The organism is Hyphomonas sp. (genome assembly GCF_041398385.1).
Classification (GTDB): Bacteria; Pseudomonadota; Alphaproteobacteria; order Caulobacterales; family Hyphomonadaceae; genus Hyphomonas.
In genome coordinates, this window is sequence record NZ_JAWKUW010000003.1 from 83,912 (window position 1) to 99,851 (window position 15,940).

The window sequence follows — 15,940 nt, forward strand, 5'->3', positions numbered from 1 at the left end:
TCGGCGATGACTGATCACTGCGGCCTATTCAACCAGGACAACATCTTCACACTACATGCAAAAGTCCGTGAAGCGCCGGACCGAGTTCACACGATCCGGCACCACTTTTACGGAACTTGGCGGCATGTTCGAGGCGCACGGCCTCGATGCCGAAATTGTGCCCGCAGGAACGACAACAATTGGCGAATTCCGCCGTTCAGCAATCAGAACACTGAACAACCAGGATGAATTCCTTGTCGTGAATTACCAGCGCTCGGAGATGGGCCAGGTTTCCGGCGGACACATCTCTCCTGTTACAGCCTATCACGCGGAAACTGACAAATTTCTTGTCCTTGATGCTGCCCGATACAAATACCCGCCATTTTGGGTCGAAGCCAGCGAACTGTTTGCGGCTATGAACACACAAGTGGGCTCGAGACGCGCGGATATGTGATCGTCACATGCTTGCCGGCCTTCGCCATCGGATCGACTATTTGCCTGCCTCGTCCGGGAGCGACTGATCCATGGATTGGGCAGGATGGCAGCAAGCCGGACCGCTGATAACCCGCGCAGGCACACCAGCGACCGTGCAATGTGCGGGAACATCTTTCAAAACGACGCTTCCGGCAGCAACCTTTGCTTCGTCGCCAACATGAATGTTGCCGAGAACTTTCGCTCCGACCGACAACAGGACACCGCGACCAATCTTGGGGTGCCGGTCGCCGACGGTCTTGCCCGTCCCGCCAAGGGTCACGCCATGGAGCAGCGAACAATTGTCACCAACCACCGCCGTCTCACCGATGGTGATGCCAGTCGCATGGTCCAGCATCACACCTGATCCAATCCGGGCCGCCGGGTGAATGTCCGTGCCAAAAAGCTCAGAAGAACGGCTCTGAAAATGGAATGCGAGGGTCTCGCGTCCCTGCCCCCACAGGACATGGGCTATCCGGTGCGTCTGAAGCGCCTGGAAACCTTTGAAGTACAGGAATGGCTGCAACAGGCTGTGGCAGGCGGGATCCCGGTCCAGGACGGCCATCATGTCCGCTTCCGCCGCGCTTATGATCGACGGATCAGCTTCGTACGCATCCACGAGAATGTCTCGGACCTGCTGGTTGCCGACCATTCCGCTGCCGAGTTTTTCCGCGAGATGGTAAGACAGCGCCTGCACCAATGTATGATGTGACAGGATTGCAGCGTTCAGATAGCTGGCCAGTGCAGGCTCTTCTGAAGCGGCTGTTGCAGCATCGAAGCGAAGACGTTGCCAGGCCGGTGCCGGCGTCCGCAGTGTCGAAGTGTCAGCCATCAACGTCTCCTTGCCGTCGCGTTTTTACCCAGATGGGGAAACCGGATGGATGCATCAAGAGCGCCAGTCCCGATTTCATTCACTCCGCTCCCACAACCTCATGAGCCGGTCGATAACCGAACAGCCGCCGAACCGGCTTGTAGGTCATGATCCGAAACACTGAGGGCGTGAAATACAATGCCAGCAAGGCTGATCCAGCCACGCCACCGGAAATGCCTGCCGCCAATGGCAGCCAGAAATTGTCTCCTGACATCAAGATCGGCACGAAGCCACCCATCGTCGTCAGAGTCGTGGCAACGATATGCCGGGTCGCATCGACCACGATTTCGCGCTGAACCAGAACATCATCCGCCATCGCCCTCGGGTCGGCCCGCAACAATGACAAGACGACAATGGATGAGTTGATCGAGATGCCCAGCAGGCCGACGCCGCCAATGATCGCATTGAATCCCATAGGCAGGTTGAACAGCCAGACGCCAAAGAAAGCGAGCCCCAGGGAAAGGAATCCAGTCGTCAGAACAAGGAGCATCATCCTGAAGGAATTGAAAACCAGCATGATCGCGCCGGCCATGACCAAAACCAGCGGCACACCCACAACTGCAAGGTCAGACTGCGTCTCTGCGGCGTTCTCCGCTTCTCCACCGGTGATCACGGTATAGCCTGCCGGAACAGAAAAATCCGTATGGGCGAGACGTTCATCGAAAGAAGCGAGGACCGGGTCTGCCAACGTGTAGGGATCAAGATAAGCCAGGATCTGGTTCATCCTTTGGCCTTCCCATCTGGAAATGACCGCCGTTTCCGGATCGAGCGAGATTTCACCCAATGCGGAAATCGGTGTCCCGCCGCTGCCGACAGCGGCGGACCGCAGACTTGATAGTTCCTGACGCCGGCGCTCCGGCGCGATGACCCGGACGGGCAACTCTTCGGTTCCTTCCAGCACTGACCCCGCCCTCACGCCTTCAAGTTCGGCATTGAGATCGGCGGCCAGGTCGGTCAGGCGCTCTCCACTGAGTGCCGCCGCTGTTTCATCGGCATTCAACCGCATGGTTGGTGCCCCGAGCTGCAGCGAGGCCACGGTGTATGTAACACCTGGAGTTTGCGCCAATGTCGCGCGGATCTCATTGCCAAGGCGGTTCAGAACTTCGAAATCTGATCCGAGAATCCGCAGCTCAATGGGCGCATCGGCTGGCGGACCTTGCTCATAAGGCAAGGCCAGGAATCTCGCTTCCGGAAACTCCGCCCGGACGAGCTGCTGCACATTGGCAACGATCTGACGGGTTCGGAGATTATTGTCAAGCTGGACCCAGCCCGATGCAAAGCCCTCCACACCGGAAGTATTGTTGATCGCGTTGTAATATACGCGCGGCCCCGGCTCCCCCAAAACCCATGTCACATTGCTGACCCCGTCGAGAGACCTGATCAGTTCCGTAGCCCGAATAGTAACCTCTTGAGCATCAGCCAGGCTGGCTTCTGCCGGCAGCTGCAGCGTCAGCTGGAACTGGTCACGCTCCGTCTGCGGAAAAAACTGAGTCGGTAGCTTCCCGGCCAACATGAAGCCAAGAACGGCCGGCGCGACACCGATAGCAATCCCCAGAAGCGGGAACCGCAGCACCGCCTCAACGGATGCACGGAATCCATCAGAGACATAATCAATCGCGACGCCGTCCCGCCACCACCGGCGCGGCCGCCGGTGCTCGCCTCGCTCCCATCCCCGCGTCCGGTCGAACCACCCGGCCATCGCCGGAATGATGGTGACGGAAATCAGGAAAGACGACACGATTGAAAACACCACAGACAGGCCAATCATCCCGATGAATTCGCCTGAAGGCCCTGGCAGCAGCGCAATCGGTGCGAAAGCCAGCGCCGTCGTCAGCGTCGATGCGCCCAGAGGGGCGAACAGGTGCTTCAGGCTCCGCTCAATCGCATCGAGCCGCCTCAGACCCTTGACTCGCCATTGGTCAAAATCGTCAACAACGACGATTGCATTGTCGATCAGCAGGCCAAGCGAAATCACGAGACCGGTGACCGACATCTGGTGCAGCGGATGTCCAAAGATCTTGAACAGGATCAGCACCAGCGCCACGGTCAGCGGCAGGGCCATTCCCACGACAATGGCCGACCGCCATCCCATCGTCAGGAACAGAACGGCAAATACAATCAGCGCAGAAACCATCAGATTCTGCGCAAGGCCGCTAAGGCGCGCATTCGTGTAGCTGCTTTGATCGAAGATCGTTTCAATTCGCAGGCCGGGCGGCGTGTCGGCGGCGAAGGCATCGACTACCGAACGGGCGGTCTCTGCCCAGCGGTCTACGCGCTGGTCCGGAGAAATGTAGACTCCGACGAGAATGGCTTGCCGGCCGTTTTCAAGCGCCATCCGGACAGGCGGATCCGATAGTCCCTTTTCAACGGCCGCAATATCGCCGACGCGGACCGACGAACCATCGGGCCGCTGGATCAATGGGACTGCACGCACACGGGAAAGTGAGTCGAACTCGCCGCCGACTTCCACGCCAACATTGCCGCCTGCTCCACGCAGACGGCCCGCAGGCGCCTTGGCGTCTGCCGAGGCAATCAAACCCGCAGCTTGTCGAAACGAGAGGCCCGTTGCCGCCAGCGCATCCGGATCGGGAACGACCCGCACTTCTTCATCGGGCAGGCCAAACGTTTCCGTCAGCTCCGTACCCGGCAGACGCTCAAACCGATCCTGCAGGTCCAGGGCCATGCGCCGCATGACGGCAAGCGGTGGCACTTCTTCCCCTTCCCAGGTGAGCGTGACAACCAGGGTTGCAGCACCGACATATTGGCGATGCACTTCGGGCGTCGATACGCCCGACGGGAACTGTCCGCGCGCCTGGTCCACCTTTTGGCGGATCAGTGTCCAGGCATCGTCGACTTCCGCTTCGGTCAGGTCGTCCCGGATCCGCGTGCTGATCTGCGAAACACCGGCGCGCGAAATTGAATGGATCTCCTGAAGCTCTGGGAGCTCCATCAGCGCAGCTTCCAGCGGCTCGGTAACCAGCGCCTCCATACGTTCGGCATCCGCGCCCGGCAGGGTCGTCAGCACATAACCGAACCGCTCGATGAGCGTGGGATCTTCCTGCCGACCAAGCGTAAATAGCGCCCCTATTCCTCCAATCAGAATGACGAGGATCGCCAACGCGGTGAGGCGCGGAAGCTTGTAGAAGATACTCAGGATACCGACCATTCGAGCTTACCCGCCGTTCGGATTGGCCGCACTTGTGGCGTCCCGCGGCAAGACCGGCATCCCCGGTGTAATCCGCTGCAGGCCGTCGACAACCACCCGGTCGCCCGCCCGCACGGGGCCGCGCACATAGGCGCGGTCGCCTTCCGAGTGCACCATTTCCACGGGCCGCGGGACGGCCGTCCAGCCGTTTTCAGTCGGGTCGGCAACGTAAACGTTCCAAAGGCCACGAGACGCCGTGGTCAGGGCTTTAACAGGAACCCAGAAACCTTCTTCGCCGACATCCCGCTCAAGAGCCAGCCTGACCACGGCTCCTGCCGCGATCACATCGGGGTTCTCGATATCAAAGACTGCGGTCACCGTCCGTTGCCCGGAATCGATCACGCCCGTCACGTTGCGCAGCCTGGCTTTCACGTTGCCCGTGTCCGCAGTCAGCGCGTATTCCTCGCCGGCCTTCAGCAGCATGGCACTCTGGGCCGGCAGACCCAGCCGCGCTTCGAGAACGCCTGCCTCGACAAGCTCCAGCAAAGGCTGGCCGGGATTTGCGATGGCGCCTTCATCGGCGAACCGTCGGGTCACAACACCGGAAAAAGGTGCCCGGATACGTGCAAGATCAATCTGCACACGAAGCGTGTCTGCCTGGGCTTTCGCTGCGTCGATCCGCGCCAGGGCTGTGTTGGCCTGCGCCTCTGCTTCATCGACCCGTTGTTGAGAGACATGGCCCTGAAGTTTCAGTGTTCGCTGCCGTTCGACCGTACTCAGCGCGAGTGAATGCGCGGCGCGCGCCTCCTCGACGACAGCATTCGCTGAGGCCAGTTGGGCCTCAAGACTCCGCGTATCAAGCCGCGCCAGAGTAGCGCCCTCTTTCACCCGATCCCCGACATCTGCCGAAATGGCTTCAATCCGCCCACCCGACGGGAACCCAAGCGCGCTCGTCCGGCGCGCCTCTGCAAGGCCTGAATAGCTTTCCTGCAGCTCAAAGGATTCTGCCGGCTTTACCGTCACGACGCGGACCGTCAGCGGGGCCGGCACATCGTCCGCAACCCTGGGGCCCTCAGCGCTGCGCAGGCGGGTTGCCGTCCAGAGCAGACCAACAGCAAAGACGATCATCAGCAGGAAAAAGATGATCCCCTTGATCCATGTCGGCTTCTTCTCCCGGCTCTCTTCGCCGGTTACGTGATAGGCGTCAGTCATTGGACTGCTCCATTCGTTCTAAAGGAGCGGAAAGCCGGCCCGGCGCACTCAGACCGCGCATGATGATGTCGGCATGGAAAGCCACGAACGCTTCGCGAGACAGGTTGCCGCCGCAGGGCTGCATTCCGGCGAATTTGGGAATGTGAATAAGCAGAAGCGCCAGACCATGCGATGCCGCCCATACGGATTTGGCAGCCACTACAGGGCTAAGCGAGGCATCGAAGGTTCCGTTCGCCTGCCCTTCTTCAACCATGTCGACCAGGATCTTGAAGGCACGGCCCTTGCGGCTCTGGATGAAGTCTTCCCATGACACCGGCACTCGCTCGGCTGGGTCGTCTTCGGCCGCCACGGAGGAAAACGCCGCTGCGTAGTGGTGGGGCCGCTCAATCGCCGTTTCCACATAGGTCGTCACGCAGGTCCGGGCGCGTTCGTCGAACGTTGTCAGCGCGGCCGACACCCGATCGACCTGGATCAGGAGCCTTTTGAAAAAGGCGTCCTTCAACTCTTCAAGCAGCTCTTCCTTCGACCCGAAATACTTGTAGATAGCGGAGGGAGAGTAATCGATCTCGTCTGCCAGTCGGCGGATCGACAGGCCACTTTCTCCTTCACGCGCGAATACGCGTTCGGCGGCAGCCAGGATCGAATCCCGGACCTTCTGGCGCCGCCGGTCGGCGGGCGTTCCCTCAGGCGCGTAGTCTGTATCCATGCCCGGCCCTGATCAGCGTTCACAAAGTGAACAGTGTTCACAAGATATGCCAGCCCCGCAATTTCGGCAAGCAGGAAAGGTAGAAACTGCGCTTTGCGCGCGGTGCGGTTCAAAGTAAGCACAGCGTATGACGAAAAGGTTTCCCCCCGCCCCGCCCGTAGGCACGCCGATGCTGCCTGTCCGCCCAAGTGTTGAGGCACGCGCCCTGCTGGCATTGCGCCGTTCGGCGACCAAGCAGTTCATCGGAGAACCCGGCCCCTCGCCCGAGGCGCTGGATGAGTTGCTGGAAGTCGCCGCGAGGGTTCCTGACCATCGGCGCCTCGGCCCCTGGCGGTTCATCGTATTCGAGGGCGATGCCCGGGCGCGCTTTGGCGACGGCCTTGCCAGCATCCTGTCGGCCCGAGATGCACCTGCGGCTGACATCGAGGAAGCCCGCATGCTTCTGATGCGGGCGCCGGTCGTTGTCGCGGTGATTTCCTCGCCTGTCGACGACGGCAAGACGCCCGTCTGGGAACAGGAGCTTTCAGCAGGCGCGGTCTGTTACAATCTGCTTCTGGCCGCCAATGCGAGCGGCTGGACCGGCACCTGGCTATCGGAATGGCCGGCCTTCGACGATGAAGCCGCCAACCTGCTCGGACTCGCTGGAACAGAGCGCGTGGCCGGATTCATGTATCTGGGTACCGCGACGGCGCACTCGCCCGAGCGCCCGCGCCAGGACATGTCCGCCAAGATCACTCGGTGGGGATAAATCAGCCGCGGCCGCGATAAGGCGCGACGCCCGTATCGGGAACGTAGAGGCCGGCCGGAACGTCCCCGGACTGCCAGAATACGTCGATCGGGATACCGCCGCGCGGATACCAGTAGCCCGAAATGCGCAGCCATTTCGCTTGGGCAAAGTCGAATATCCGCTTTCCGATGCTAACGGTGCAATCTTCATGGAAGGCACCATGATTGCGGAAGCTGGTGAGGTAGAGCTTCAGGCTCTTTGACTCCACCAGCCAATCGCCGGGCACATAGTCGATTACGAGATGGGCGAAATCCGGCTGGCCGGTGACCGGGCAGAGGGACGTGAATTCCGGAGCCACAAAGCGGGTCAGGTAAAGCGTGCCGGCATGCGGATTCGGCACGCGCTCCAGCTGCGCCTCTTCGGGCGATTGGGGCTGGTTCGTCTGTTGGCCGAGCTGGCCAAGACCTTGATAAATCGGGTTGTCAGCCATGAGGCAGGATCGCAGGCACCGGGATAATGTTGAACAGGAGGCCCATGTACAGCGCATAGCCGGCCAGCAGAAGCCCCCCTTCCCAGCGCGCGATCTGGCGTCCTGTAATGCTGAACAGGAGGAGCAGGAACAGTGACAGGACCAGCGCACCCACGTCGGTGGTCGAGACGATGCTCGTCATGCCGTCATTCTTCATGGCTTCGGCCGCGATGTTGCCCGGGTGCTTTTCGAATACGCTGAAGGGATGCACCAGCGCCGTGACGCCCAGAATGCCCAGAATGTTGAAGATATTGGACCCGATGACATTGCCGAGGGCGACATCGGCCTTGCCGCGGCGCGCAGCGACGAGGGAGGTTGCAAGTTCAGGCAGGCTGGTTCCGACCGCAACGATCGACATGCCGATCACCGTCTCGCTGATCCCGAAATTCCGGGCGATGCTGATGGCCCCCTGCACAAGAAGGTTTGCGCCGTAGATGATCGCCCCCATTCCGATGACAGCAATAATCAGGCCCTTCACGACGCCCAATTCGGCCGTGACGATTTCTCCTTCCTCGACGTGCATCTCGGCCGCCGGCGTGTCGGCATTCTGATCTATCAGCAGCGACACGCCGATATAGGCGATCAGGGCCGCCAGCAGCAGGAAACCTGTCAGGCGTGTGAACGCGTCGAAATAGATGAGGCCGCACAGGATCGCCGTTGCGAGGATAAGGACCATTGCATCGCGTGACAGTGCTCTTGGATCGGTGAGGATCGGCTTGATCAGGGCTGCGGCGCCCAGCACCAGCAGGATATTCGCGACGTTCGACCCCATCACATTGCCGATGGAGATGCCGACGGCGCCGGTGTCGATGGCCTTCAGGCTGGTCACGAGTTCCGGCATGGACGTGCCGCACCCGACTAGCGTCAGGCCGATGACGAGTTCGGAAATATTGAGCTTGCGCGCGACGCTGACCGAGCCCCGGACCAGTCCCTCACCACCGAAAATCAGCAGCACGAGTCCGCCCAACACGAATAGGTAGTCCATTCAAAGCCCTTTCAGGAGTTCGCGGGATCATAGAGCGCGCCGCGACCGACACAATGGCAACGCGCCGAAGGAAGTTCAGGTGCGCCCGGAATCGATGACCACCGACTGCCCTGTAATCATGCGGGAATCGTCGCTGGCGAGGAACAGGACGAGATTGGCCACATCGTCGGCCTGTATATCTTCCTTCAGGGCGCAGGCGGCGCGCCATCCGGCATGGGCTTCTTCGGTCAGCCAGAGGCGCCGTTGCTTCTCGGTGAGAACCCAGCCGGGCACTACGGCATTGACGCGGATCCGGTCCGGTCCTGCAGCGCGCGCAAGGGATTTGGTGAGGCCAAGGATGGCCGACTTTGCCGCCACATAGGCCGGAAGGTTCGCATCGGCGACCAGGGCCTGGAGGGAGGAGAGGTTCACGATCGCGCCGCCGCCGGCCGCCTTAAGGTGCGGGAGGGCCGCCTGGGAGGCGAAAAACACGGGATCAAGGTTGACCGAAAGGTTGCCGCGCCAGGTGTCATACGTGACTTCAGATACCTCGTGGCGCACATCATTCGCGACATTATTCACGAGCACGCCGAGGCCGCCGCAGGTTTCCGCCAGACGGTTTACACACGCCTGAAGGCCAGGAACATCGGTCACATCCTGCACGGCGAACTCCGCGCCGGTTTCCTCCGCGAGCGCCAGCCCGGCGGCTTCGTCGACGTCCACGAACATGACCCGTGCGCGGTTGCGGACGAAGCCGCGCACGATGGCTGCGCCGATCCCCGTCGCGCCGCCGGTGATGAAGACCGGTTTACCTTCGAGGCTGGGATAGTGCGCGCTGGTGTTCGCCGCGGCCATGAACCGTCCTCCCTGTTGAATCGGCACCAGCAATGGCCCGCCCTCCCGGCGCTGGCAAGCACGCCACTCGCCTCGCTGGAGAAGTTTATGCTGTCTTTGGCGGGAAACCATCAAAATGCCTCCCCATATTCATTGGAAACTGAGGAATTTGGCGCAGAAGTCGCATGAGCGAACCGATGGCCCGAACAGCTGTGATCCGACGCGCCGACCTTCCGGACCTGCGGCATACCTGCCGCTTTGCCGCCATAGCCCTGGCCGGCAGCCTGTCGGCATGCGCGACCTTTGGCGCTCCGGGCGCTGCGCCGGCATCCGGCACACCCAAAATCGCCGCCGCTACGGTCAATGGCCTGCCGGGCGATCTCGCCAGCCAGCGCGCGAGGACGGTGCTGGAGACTTACGACACCCCTGCGGCCAGCGTGCTCGAGGCCCGGCGCCGCGCCGACCGTGCCGCCTCCACGCTTCAGGAATTTCTCGCAGCCGAAGGCTACCTTGCCGCCCAGGTCTCGCCGGAGTTCATCGACTCCGCAGACGGCACGCCGGCACTGAAGACAGAGCCAGGCCCCCTGTTCAAGATCGCCTCCGTCAGGATCGCCATTGATGGCCCCCTCGACGAAGAGACGCGCGCTGCGCTCGACCGTGTACGCCGGCAATTGCCGGATGGCGCACCAGCGCGGACCGGCGACATGGAGAGCCTCGACGCGATGCTGGTGAACCGGCTGAAACAGTCCGGCTACGCCTTTGCCACCAGCGACCAGATCGATGCGCTGGCCTCACGCGAAGACAGCACGGTGGAATTGACCTATTTGCTGACCCCCGGCGAACAGGTGAAGCTCGGCCGCCTCATGCTCCCGGAAGGCATCGACACGAATGCCCGCGCTGTGCAGGTTCTGAGCACATGGCAACCGGGCGAGATCTATACGCCGGAACGCATCCGCATCCTGCGCACGCGGCTGCGCTCGACCGGCCTTTATGATGGCATCGGCATCGAAATCTCGCCTGATCCGGATGCAGACGGCACCTATCCGGTGAACCTCCTCCTGTCCGAGGGCAAACCCAGGTCCGTCGGCGCGGGCGTCTCGGTCTCAACGACCGAAGGCATCGGCGCGGATGCCTTCTGGGAACGAAGGAACCTGACGGGGCGCGGCGACACATTCCGCTTCGAAGGCTCTGCCGCCAATCTCGGGCGCAGCCTGACGGGAACTTACGAACTGCCGAACATCGGCCGGTATGGCCGTACACTGACGGCAGAGCTGGGCGCGCGCGGCCTCGAAACCGACGCCTACGACATTACCGGCATCAAGGCGGCCGCTTCGCTTTCCCAGCCGTTCAACACGAACTTCACCATCTCGGCCGGCGCGTCGATCGATGCCACCCGCACGATCGACTATCGGACGAAGATGGCTGGGCCGCGCGATCCACGCGACCAGCTCACCTATTCCTTCCCGCTCAACGCCACCTATGACACGGTGCGCGACCTGCTCGATCCGCGGGAGGGCAATCGCGTCTCCGCAACGATCGAGCCCAGCGTCTCCACTGGAACGGTGAACGCCACCTATTCCCGCGTGCTGATGTCCGCGTCGACCTATCATGCCATCACGAAGGATCTGGTCGGCGCTGCGCGGGTCAGGTTCGGGGCATTCTTCGGTGACGAGGACGTTCCGGCCGACAGGCTGTTCTTCGCCGGCGGCGGCGGCTCCGTTCGCGGCTTCCCTTACCAGTCCCTTTCCCCGCGCAGCGTCAGCGGCGCCTATATAGGCGGTACGTCCCTGTTCGACGCATCGGCCGAGCTTCGCTGGCGCCAGTCGGAACGGTTCGGCTATGCGGCCTTCGTCGATACCGGCGCCGCCGTCCTCGACTCGGGCGATCTGTTCGGCGAACTGCGCACCGCAGTCGGCGGAGGCATCCGGTATTATCCGGGCTTCGGCCCCATCCGGCTGGACATCGCGACGCCGCTGGACCGCCGGGACGGCGAAGACCCCATTCAGGTCTATATATCAATCGGGCAGGCCTTCTGATGGCCGCCGCCCGCCTCATTCCCGGCTTCGTGATGCGCCGCCCCCTGCTCACCGCCCTGGCGGGCCTCATCGCCATGATCGTTCTGATCCTCGTCTCGGGACGCCTCTGGCTGCTGTCCGATGGCGGCAGGGCTTTCGTCCTTGAACGGATCAATGGCGCGAAGGCCGGCAGGTACGGAACCATCAGTGCAGAGGGCCTGAAAGGCGACCGGCTCGGAAAGCTCCGCCTTGATCGGCTGGCAATTGCCGATGCCGGGGGCGACTGGATCATCGTCCGCGACGTCACGCTCAACTGGTCACCTGCCGCACTCCTGTCCAATGAAATTCTGGTCCTCGATCTCGAAGCCGGAGACGTCGACCTTCTGCGCCGGCCGGAACCGGAAAGCGCGACCGACAGCAAAGGCGGCAAGGCGCCGAAGTTCACCATCCGGAACGCCTCCGTTCCGGAGCTCATGCTGGCGGATGGAGTCGCCGGGCCGGAGGCACATTTCGCTATCTCCGGCCAGTTCGAACAGGCGGGCCGCGCCCTCACCGTCCGCCTCGACGCGACACCGAAGGATAGCGGCGAGGACCATATCAGGATCGACGCGCAGCGCACCGCGACCGGGGACCTTCACCTCGACGCCGACATTGCGGGCGCGCCAGGCGGCACGCTTGCCACGCTGATGAAGCTTCCCGACGACGCAGGTCTGGTCTTTACGGCATCCGCCTCCGGCGACCTCCGGAATGCGGCCGGCGAAGCGCAGCTCGACATCGGCGGCGCGCCGGCTGGGAGCGCAAAGCTTAGCATTGTCGACAGCCGGCTCACGGCCGTGTCGGACATCAGGACGGCGCAACTTGTATTTCTTGGCGCGTCCATCCGCTCACTGGTTGGCGAGTCGGCCAGCTTGCAGCTTGAAAGTACGACGCGGGGACACGAGGCCCCGTTCGGCCTCGAAGCGCGCTTCACCAATGGTAGCGCTTCCGTGCGCGGCCTTGCCGACACCAAGGCCGGCCGCCTCAAGGGCCCCGCCGACTTGGACGTCAGACTGTCGGACACCAGCGCCCTGCTCCGCCACCAGAGCAGCATCGCCTTCAAGGGGACAGCGGCGAAGGAAAAGGACCACTGGGCACTGGCCGGCCATGCGACCCTGACCGGCGATGGCTCTGCAACACTACCGTTCAGCCAGTTGAGCGGCCCGGTTTCAGCCGAGGCACAGGACGACGCCGTTCCTTTCGAAGTATCGCTGACGGCGGCTGACCCGTTCCCCCGAGCGCCTGCCATCGCCGGGATTTTCGGGACATCCGCACCCGTGTCCGTAACCGGACGATATGTACGCAAGGAAAGCCGCATCGACATAGAAACGGCACTGGCCGGACTCGCAGACGGAACAGCCTCTGCGAAGGGCAGCATCGATCTTCGCGGCCAGTCGCTCGACCTGCAGGGCGCGGTTGAAAGTGCATTGAACCGCCTTCCGGGAGGCTATGGCGGGCGCATTTCTGGCCCGGTTTCGCTCAAGGGCGAATTCCGAAACCTGACAGTCGACGCAAATTTCTCTTCCCGCGGATTGAGCGGCCTTCCGGATACGGCACTGGAGCTCGTCGGCGCGTCGCCTTCGGTACGGGCGACCCTGGGCGTGACGCCCGACCGGATCCGCGTCGAGTCCGCACGGATCGCCGGCGCGAAGGCAACCGCCAGCGCGGCCGGCGACTATGCTCTGTCCGGGTCCAGCGATTTGCGGGTGTCGGTGATTCAGACGGCGCCGGTCACAATTGGCGACTGGTCGCTCAACCTTGTCTCCGCGCAGGTGCAGTTCGCCGGCAAGCGGGGAGCGTGGCGCATCATTCTCGCCAGCCGCAATGGCAAGGCAAGCGGCAATGGACGGGAAATCAGCGACCTGTCCCTCGACGCAGCCCTCAGCGAGACGAGCGACGGGCTCGCCGGCCCGGTCGACATAAAGGCCAGCAGCATGGGCGAGGCACTGACACTCAGCGGCCTGCTCTCCCGCCAGGACGGCGAAACGCGCTTCGATGCGATCGAAGGCGCGTTCGGGCCGGGCACGATGTCGGGCGATGCCCTGCTGCGCGACGATGGCGCGATGCAGGGAGACTTCTCCTTTGACGGATCATCGCTCGCTCTGTCGGGACTCGAAGCCGCGAAAGCGTCGGGTACGGTCAGGCTTGAGCGACCTGCTGGCGCCGCACTCGCGCTGCAGGCCGACGTGACGGCTGAAACCGTGCGCCTCGCCAACGCGACAGCGCCGCTTCTGGATAAGGTGATCGCAAAGGTTACCTCGGCGCCTGAGGGCTACGACATCGCAGCGCAGTTCCTGTCCGATGATCCGCAGAGGCCGACGGACCTCACCTTAAATGCAACGGCCAGCTTCGGAGGTGAGGCGCCATCGGGACTGTTCAGGATCTCCGGCATGGCTCTGGGCGAGGCGGTATCGACATCGAGCCCCGCCAAGTGGCGCCTCGGCAGCGCGCCGGAACTGGCGGTTGAGTTGGCGCTCCTGAAGGGAACGGCCACCGCCAACCTTGTCGGCGCAGGCGACGCAACCCGGCTGGTCTTCGATCTGAAAACGATCGACCTGTCGCCGGTGCTTGCGGCTTTCGGGGACGCAACATCCGCATCCGAACTGAACGGCCATGGCGACCTCAGCGTCTTCGGCGCAGAGCCGGGCGGCACGTTCCAGCTTGTCGCCACAAGCGATGTGCCGGGCCTCGACACATCGCTGGAGATAAGCACGCAGGGCACGCTTATGCGGGACGCTGCGGTTCTCCGGATCGAGAGCGGTTATGGTGGCAAACTGGCGCTGAACGGTGAAGCACGCGTTCCGGTGATCGCGCGCGCCGGGCACATCGTCCAGCCTGACCGCGCAAGCGCATTGAGCGGGGAGGCCACCCTCACCGGCGACCTTTCCGTCCTGCGCACGATCGCTCTCGCCTTCGGACATGATGCCGGCGGCAGTATAGATGCGCGCGCAACCCTCGCCGGCACGCTGGCCGAACCGCGCGTGACCGCGGATGCCGCGATCGATGACGGGATCTACGAATTCGGCGCGACCGGTTTCAGGGTCACCGGCGTGTCGCTGGCATCCCACTTCGAAAACCGTGTCCTGACCGTCAGCGGCAGCGGCAAGGGCACCGGCGGCGGACGCGTGGATCTCGATGGCAAGCTGGCCGGCGACGACACCGACCTGACCGCAACGCTAAAGGAAATCCTGATCTACAATCGCGATGGCGACTATATCCGCGCGACGGGCAACGTCGTCCTGGCTGACAATCCGGATGCGCGGACGCTTACCGGCGACCTGTTTTTCGACCAGGCGCGCCTGTCGATCGACAACCTTCCTTCGTCCCGGCCGCGCGCGCTCGATGTCCGCTGGGAAGGCGACCCGCCCGCTTCTCCGGAAGCCAGCCGCCTGCGCCGGACCCTTGGCCTGAATGTGCGCCTGAAGGCTGACCGCCGCATCATGATCAATGGGCGCGGGCTGGACAGCGAATGGCGCCTCGACATGCGCGCAACCGGAACGCCGGCAGACCTATCGCTCAACGGCAAGGCCGATCTCGTTCGCGGCAATCTGGACTTGGCCGGGCGGCCGTTCGTCTTCGATACGGGCCGGATCGACTTCGACGGGCCGCCCTCACGCGCCCGGATTGCGGTGTCCGCAGAACGCTCCGTCAACGGATTTAATGCCCGTGTCGATGTCTCAGGTTCGCCGACTAAGCCCATGTTCGAACTTTCGAGCACGCCCGACCTGCCGCAGGACGAAATCCTCTCACGCCTCCTGTTCGGGCGCTCCTCGATGGACCTGTCACCGCTGGAAGCTGCCCAGCTCGCCTCGTCCATTGCGAACTTCAGCGGCCGCTCTTCCGGTTTCGATCCGGTGTCCGGCGTCGGCGCAGCCCTTGGGCTTGATCATTTCTCGCTTGGCACCTCCGAAACCGGCGCGGCGCAGGTCGGCGTCGGCCAGTATCTTAGCGACGATGTTTACCTCCAGCTCAAATCGGCAGGAGCAGAAGGCAGCTCTGTGGAGGTGGAGTGGCAGCCCAAGCCGCTGGTGTCGATAACCTCCGAAACGCATACAAATGGCGAAAGCAAAGTGTCTGTTCGCTGGAAGCGCGATTATTAAAAATCCTCAACCAAAGAAAGAAAATCGGTCTGATAGCCGCCGCGGTTGCGCAGAAAGCGAATAAGCGGTATTTCAACAACATAGCCTACATTCGCGCGAGGCCGTCGCGGATCAGAAAACCGAAAATTTTAAGCTGGCCAGTTTAGCATTTCAAAAATTTATGTTCCGCTCTGGTTGCCATAACAAGCTCCGGGAGAAAAAACGGCACGAACCAGAGGAATATAAAGTGCCGACCCGAAAGCAAACGACATCCCGCGCCCCCACCGCAATTGACCAGATGGTCGGCGACAAGATCCGGAAACTCAGACTCGACAGGAACATGACTCTGGTCTGCCCCACCGGAGTGGTCCA

Annotated in this window: 11 protein-coding genes; 4 read left to right on the top strand and 7 right to left on the bottom strand. The window is 62.5% G+C overall.

From position 1 onward, the window contains the following. Positions 1–67 precede the first annotated feature (67 nt). The gene (locus tag R3C13_RS07465; RefSeq protein ID WP_371310189.1) at positions 68–433 is read left to right on the top strand and encodes a phytochelatin synthase family protein; all 366 of its coding nucleotides are present in this window, start codon (positions 68–70) and stop codon (positions 431–433) included. 36 nt (positions 434–469) lie between these two features. Here the strand turns inward: R3C13_RS07465 and cysE are convergent, their stop codons facing one another. The 4 genes from cysE to R3C13_RS07485 form a co-directional block, all read right to left on the bottom strand. Beyond that, complete coding sequence (gene cysE / locus R3C13_RS07470) at positions 470–1,282, bottom strand: serine O-acetyltransferase (protein WP_371310190.1); 813 nt, start codon at positions 1,280–1,282, stop codon at positions 470–472. 79 nt (positions 1,283–1,361) lie between these two features. After that, positions 1,362–4,487: an efflux RND transporter permease subunit gene (locus R3C13_RS07475; RefSeq protein WP_371310191.1), complete on the bottom strand. Its 3,126-nt coding sequence runs from the start codon at positions 4,485–4,487 to the stop codon at positions 1,362–1,364. 6 nt (positions 4,488–4,493) lie between these two features. Next, positions 4,494–5,678 carry an efflux RND transporter periplasmic adaptor subunit gene (locus tag R3C13_RS07480; protein ID WP_371310192.1) on the bottom strand — a complete coding sequence of 395 codons (1,185 nt, stop codon included), beginning with the start codon at positions 5,676–5,678 and terminating at the stop codon, positions 4,494–4,496. After that, the gene (locus R3C13_RS07485; RefSeq protein ID WP_371310193.1) at positions 5,671–6,384 is read right to left on the bottom strand and encodes a TetR/AcrR family transcriptional regulator; all 714 of its coding nucleotides are present in this window, start codon (positions 6,382–6,384) and stop codon (positions 5,671–5,673) included. The genes R3C13_RS07480 and R3C13_RS07485 overlap by 8 nt, the downstream gene beginning before the upstream one ends. 169 nt (positions 6,385–6,553) lie before the next feature. Here R3C13_RS07485 and R3C13_RS07490 point away from each other — a divergent pair, with 169 nt between their 5' ends. Next, entirely contained in the window at positions 6,554–7,132 is a 579-nt protein-coding gene (locus tag R3C13_RS07490; RefSeq protein WP_371310194.1) for a nitroreductase, read from the top strand. A 1-nt stretch (position 7,133) separates the two neighbouring features. Here the strand turns inward: R3C13_RS07490 and queF are convergent, their stop codons facing one another. From queF to R3C13_RS07505, 3 genes are all read right to left on the bottom strand, one after another. After that, positions 7,134–7,601, bottom strand: a complete 468-nt coding sequence (gene queF / locus R3C13_RS07495) for a preQ(1) synthase (protein ID WP_371310195.1) — start codon at positions 7,599–7,601, stop codon at positions 7,134–7,136. Then, entirely contained in the window at positions 7,594–8,625 is a 1,032-nt protein-coding gene (locus R3C13_RS07500) for a calcium/sodium antiporter (protein ID WP_371310196.1), read from the bottom strand. The genes queF and R3C13_RS07500 overlap by 8 nt, the downstream gene beginning before the upstream one ends. 75 nt (positions 8,626–8,700) lie before the next feature. After that, a complete protein-coding gene (locus R3C13_RS07505) occupies positions 8,701–9,459 on the bottom strand; it encodes an SDR family NAD(P)-dependent oxidoreductase (RefSeq protein WP_371310197.1) in 759 nt (252 codons plus the stop codon). Between the two features lie 176 nt (positions 9,460–9,635). Here R3C13_RS07505 and R3C13_RS07510 point away from each other — a divergent pair, with 176 nt between their 5' ends. Both R3C13_RS07510 and R3C13_RS07515 read left to right on the top strand, forming a co-directional pair. Beyond that, the gene (locus R3C13_RS07510) at positions 9,636–11,474 is read left to right on the top strand and encodes an autotransporter assembly complex family protein (RefSeq protein WP_371310198.1); all 1,839 of its coding nucleotides are present in this window, start codon (positions 9,636–9,638) and stop codon (positions 11,472–11,474) included. Next, positions 11,474–15,589, top strand: coding sequence for a translocation/assembly module TamB domain-containing protein (locus R3C13_RS07515; protein ID WP_371310199.1), 4,116 nt, complete (start codon positions 11,474–11,476; stop codon positions 15,587–15,589). The genes R3C13_RS07510 and R3C13_RS07515 overlap by 1 nt, the downstream gene beginning before the upstream one ends. Positions 15,590–15,940: the final 351 nt, after the last annotated feature.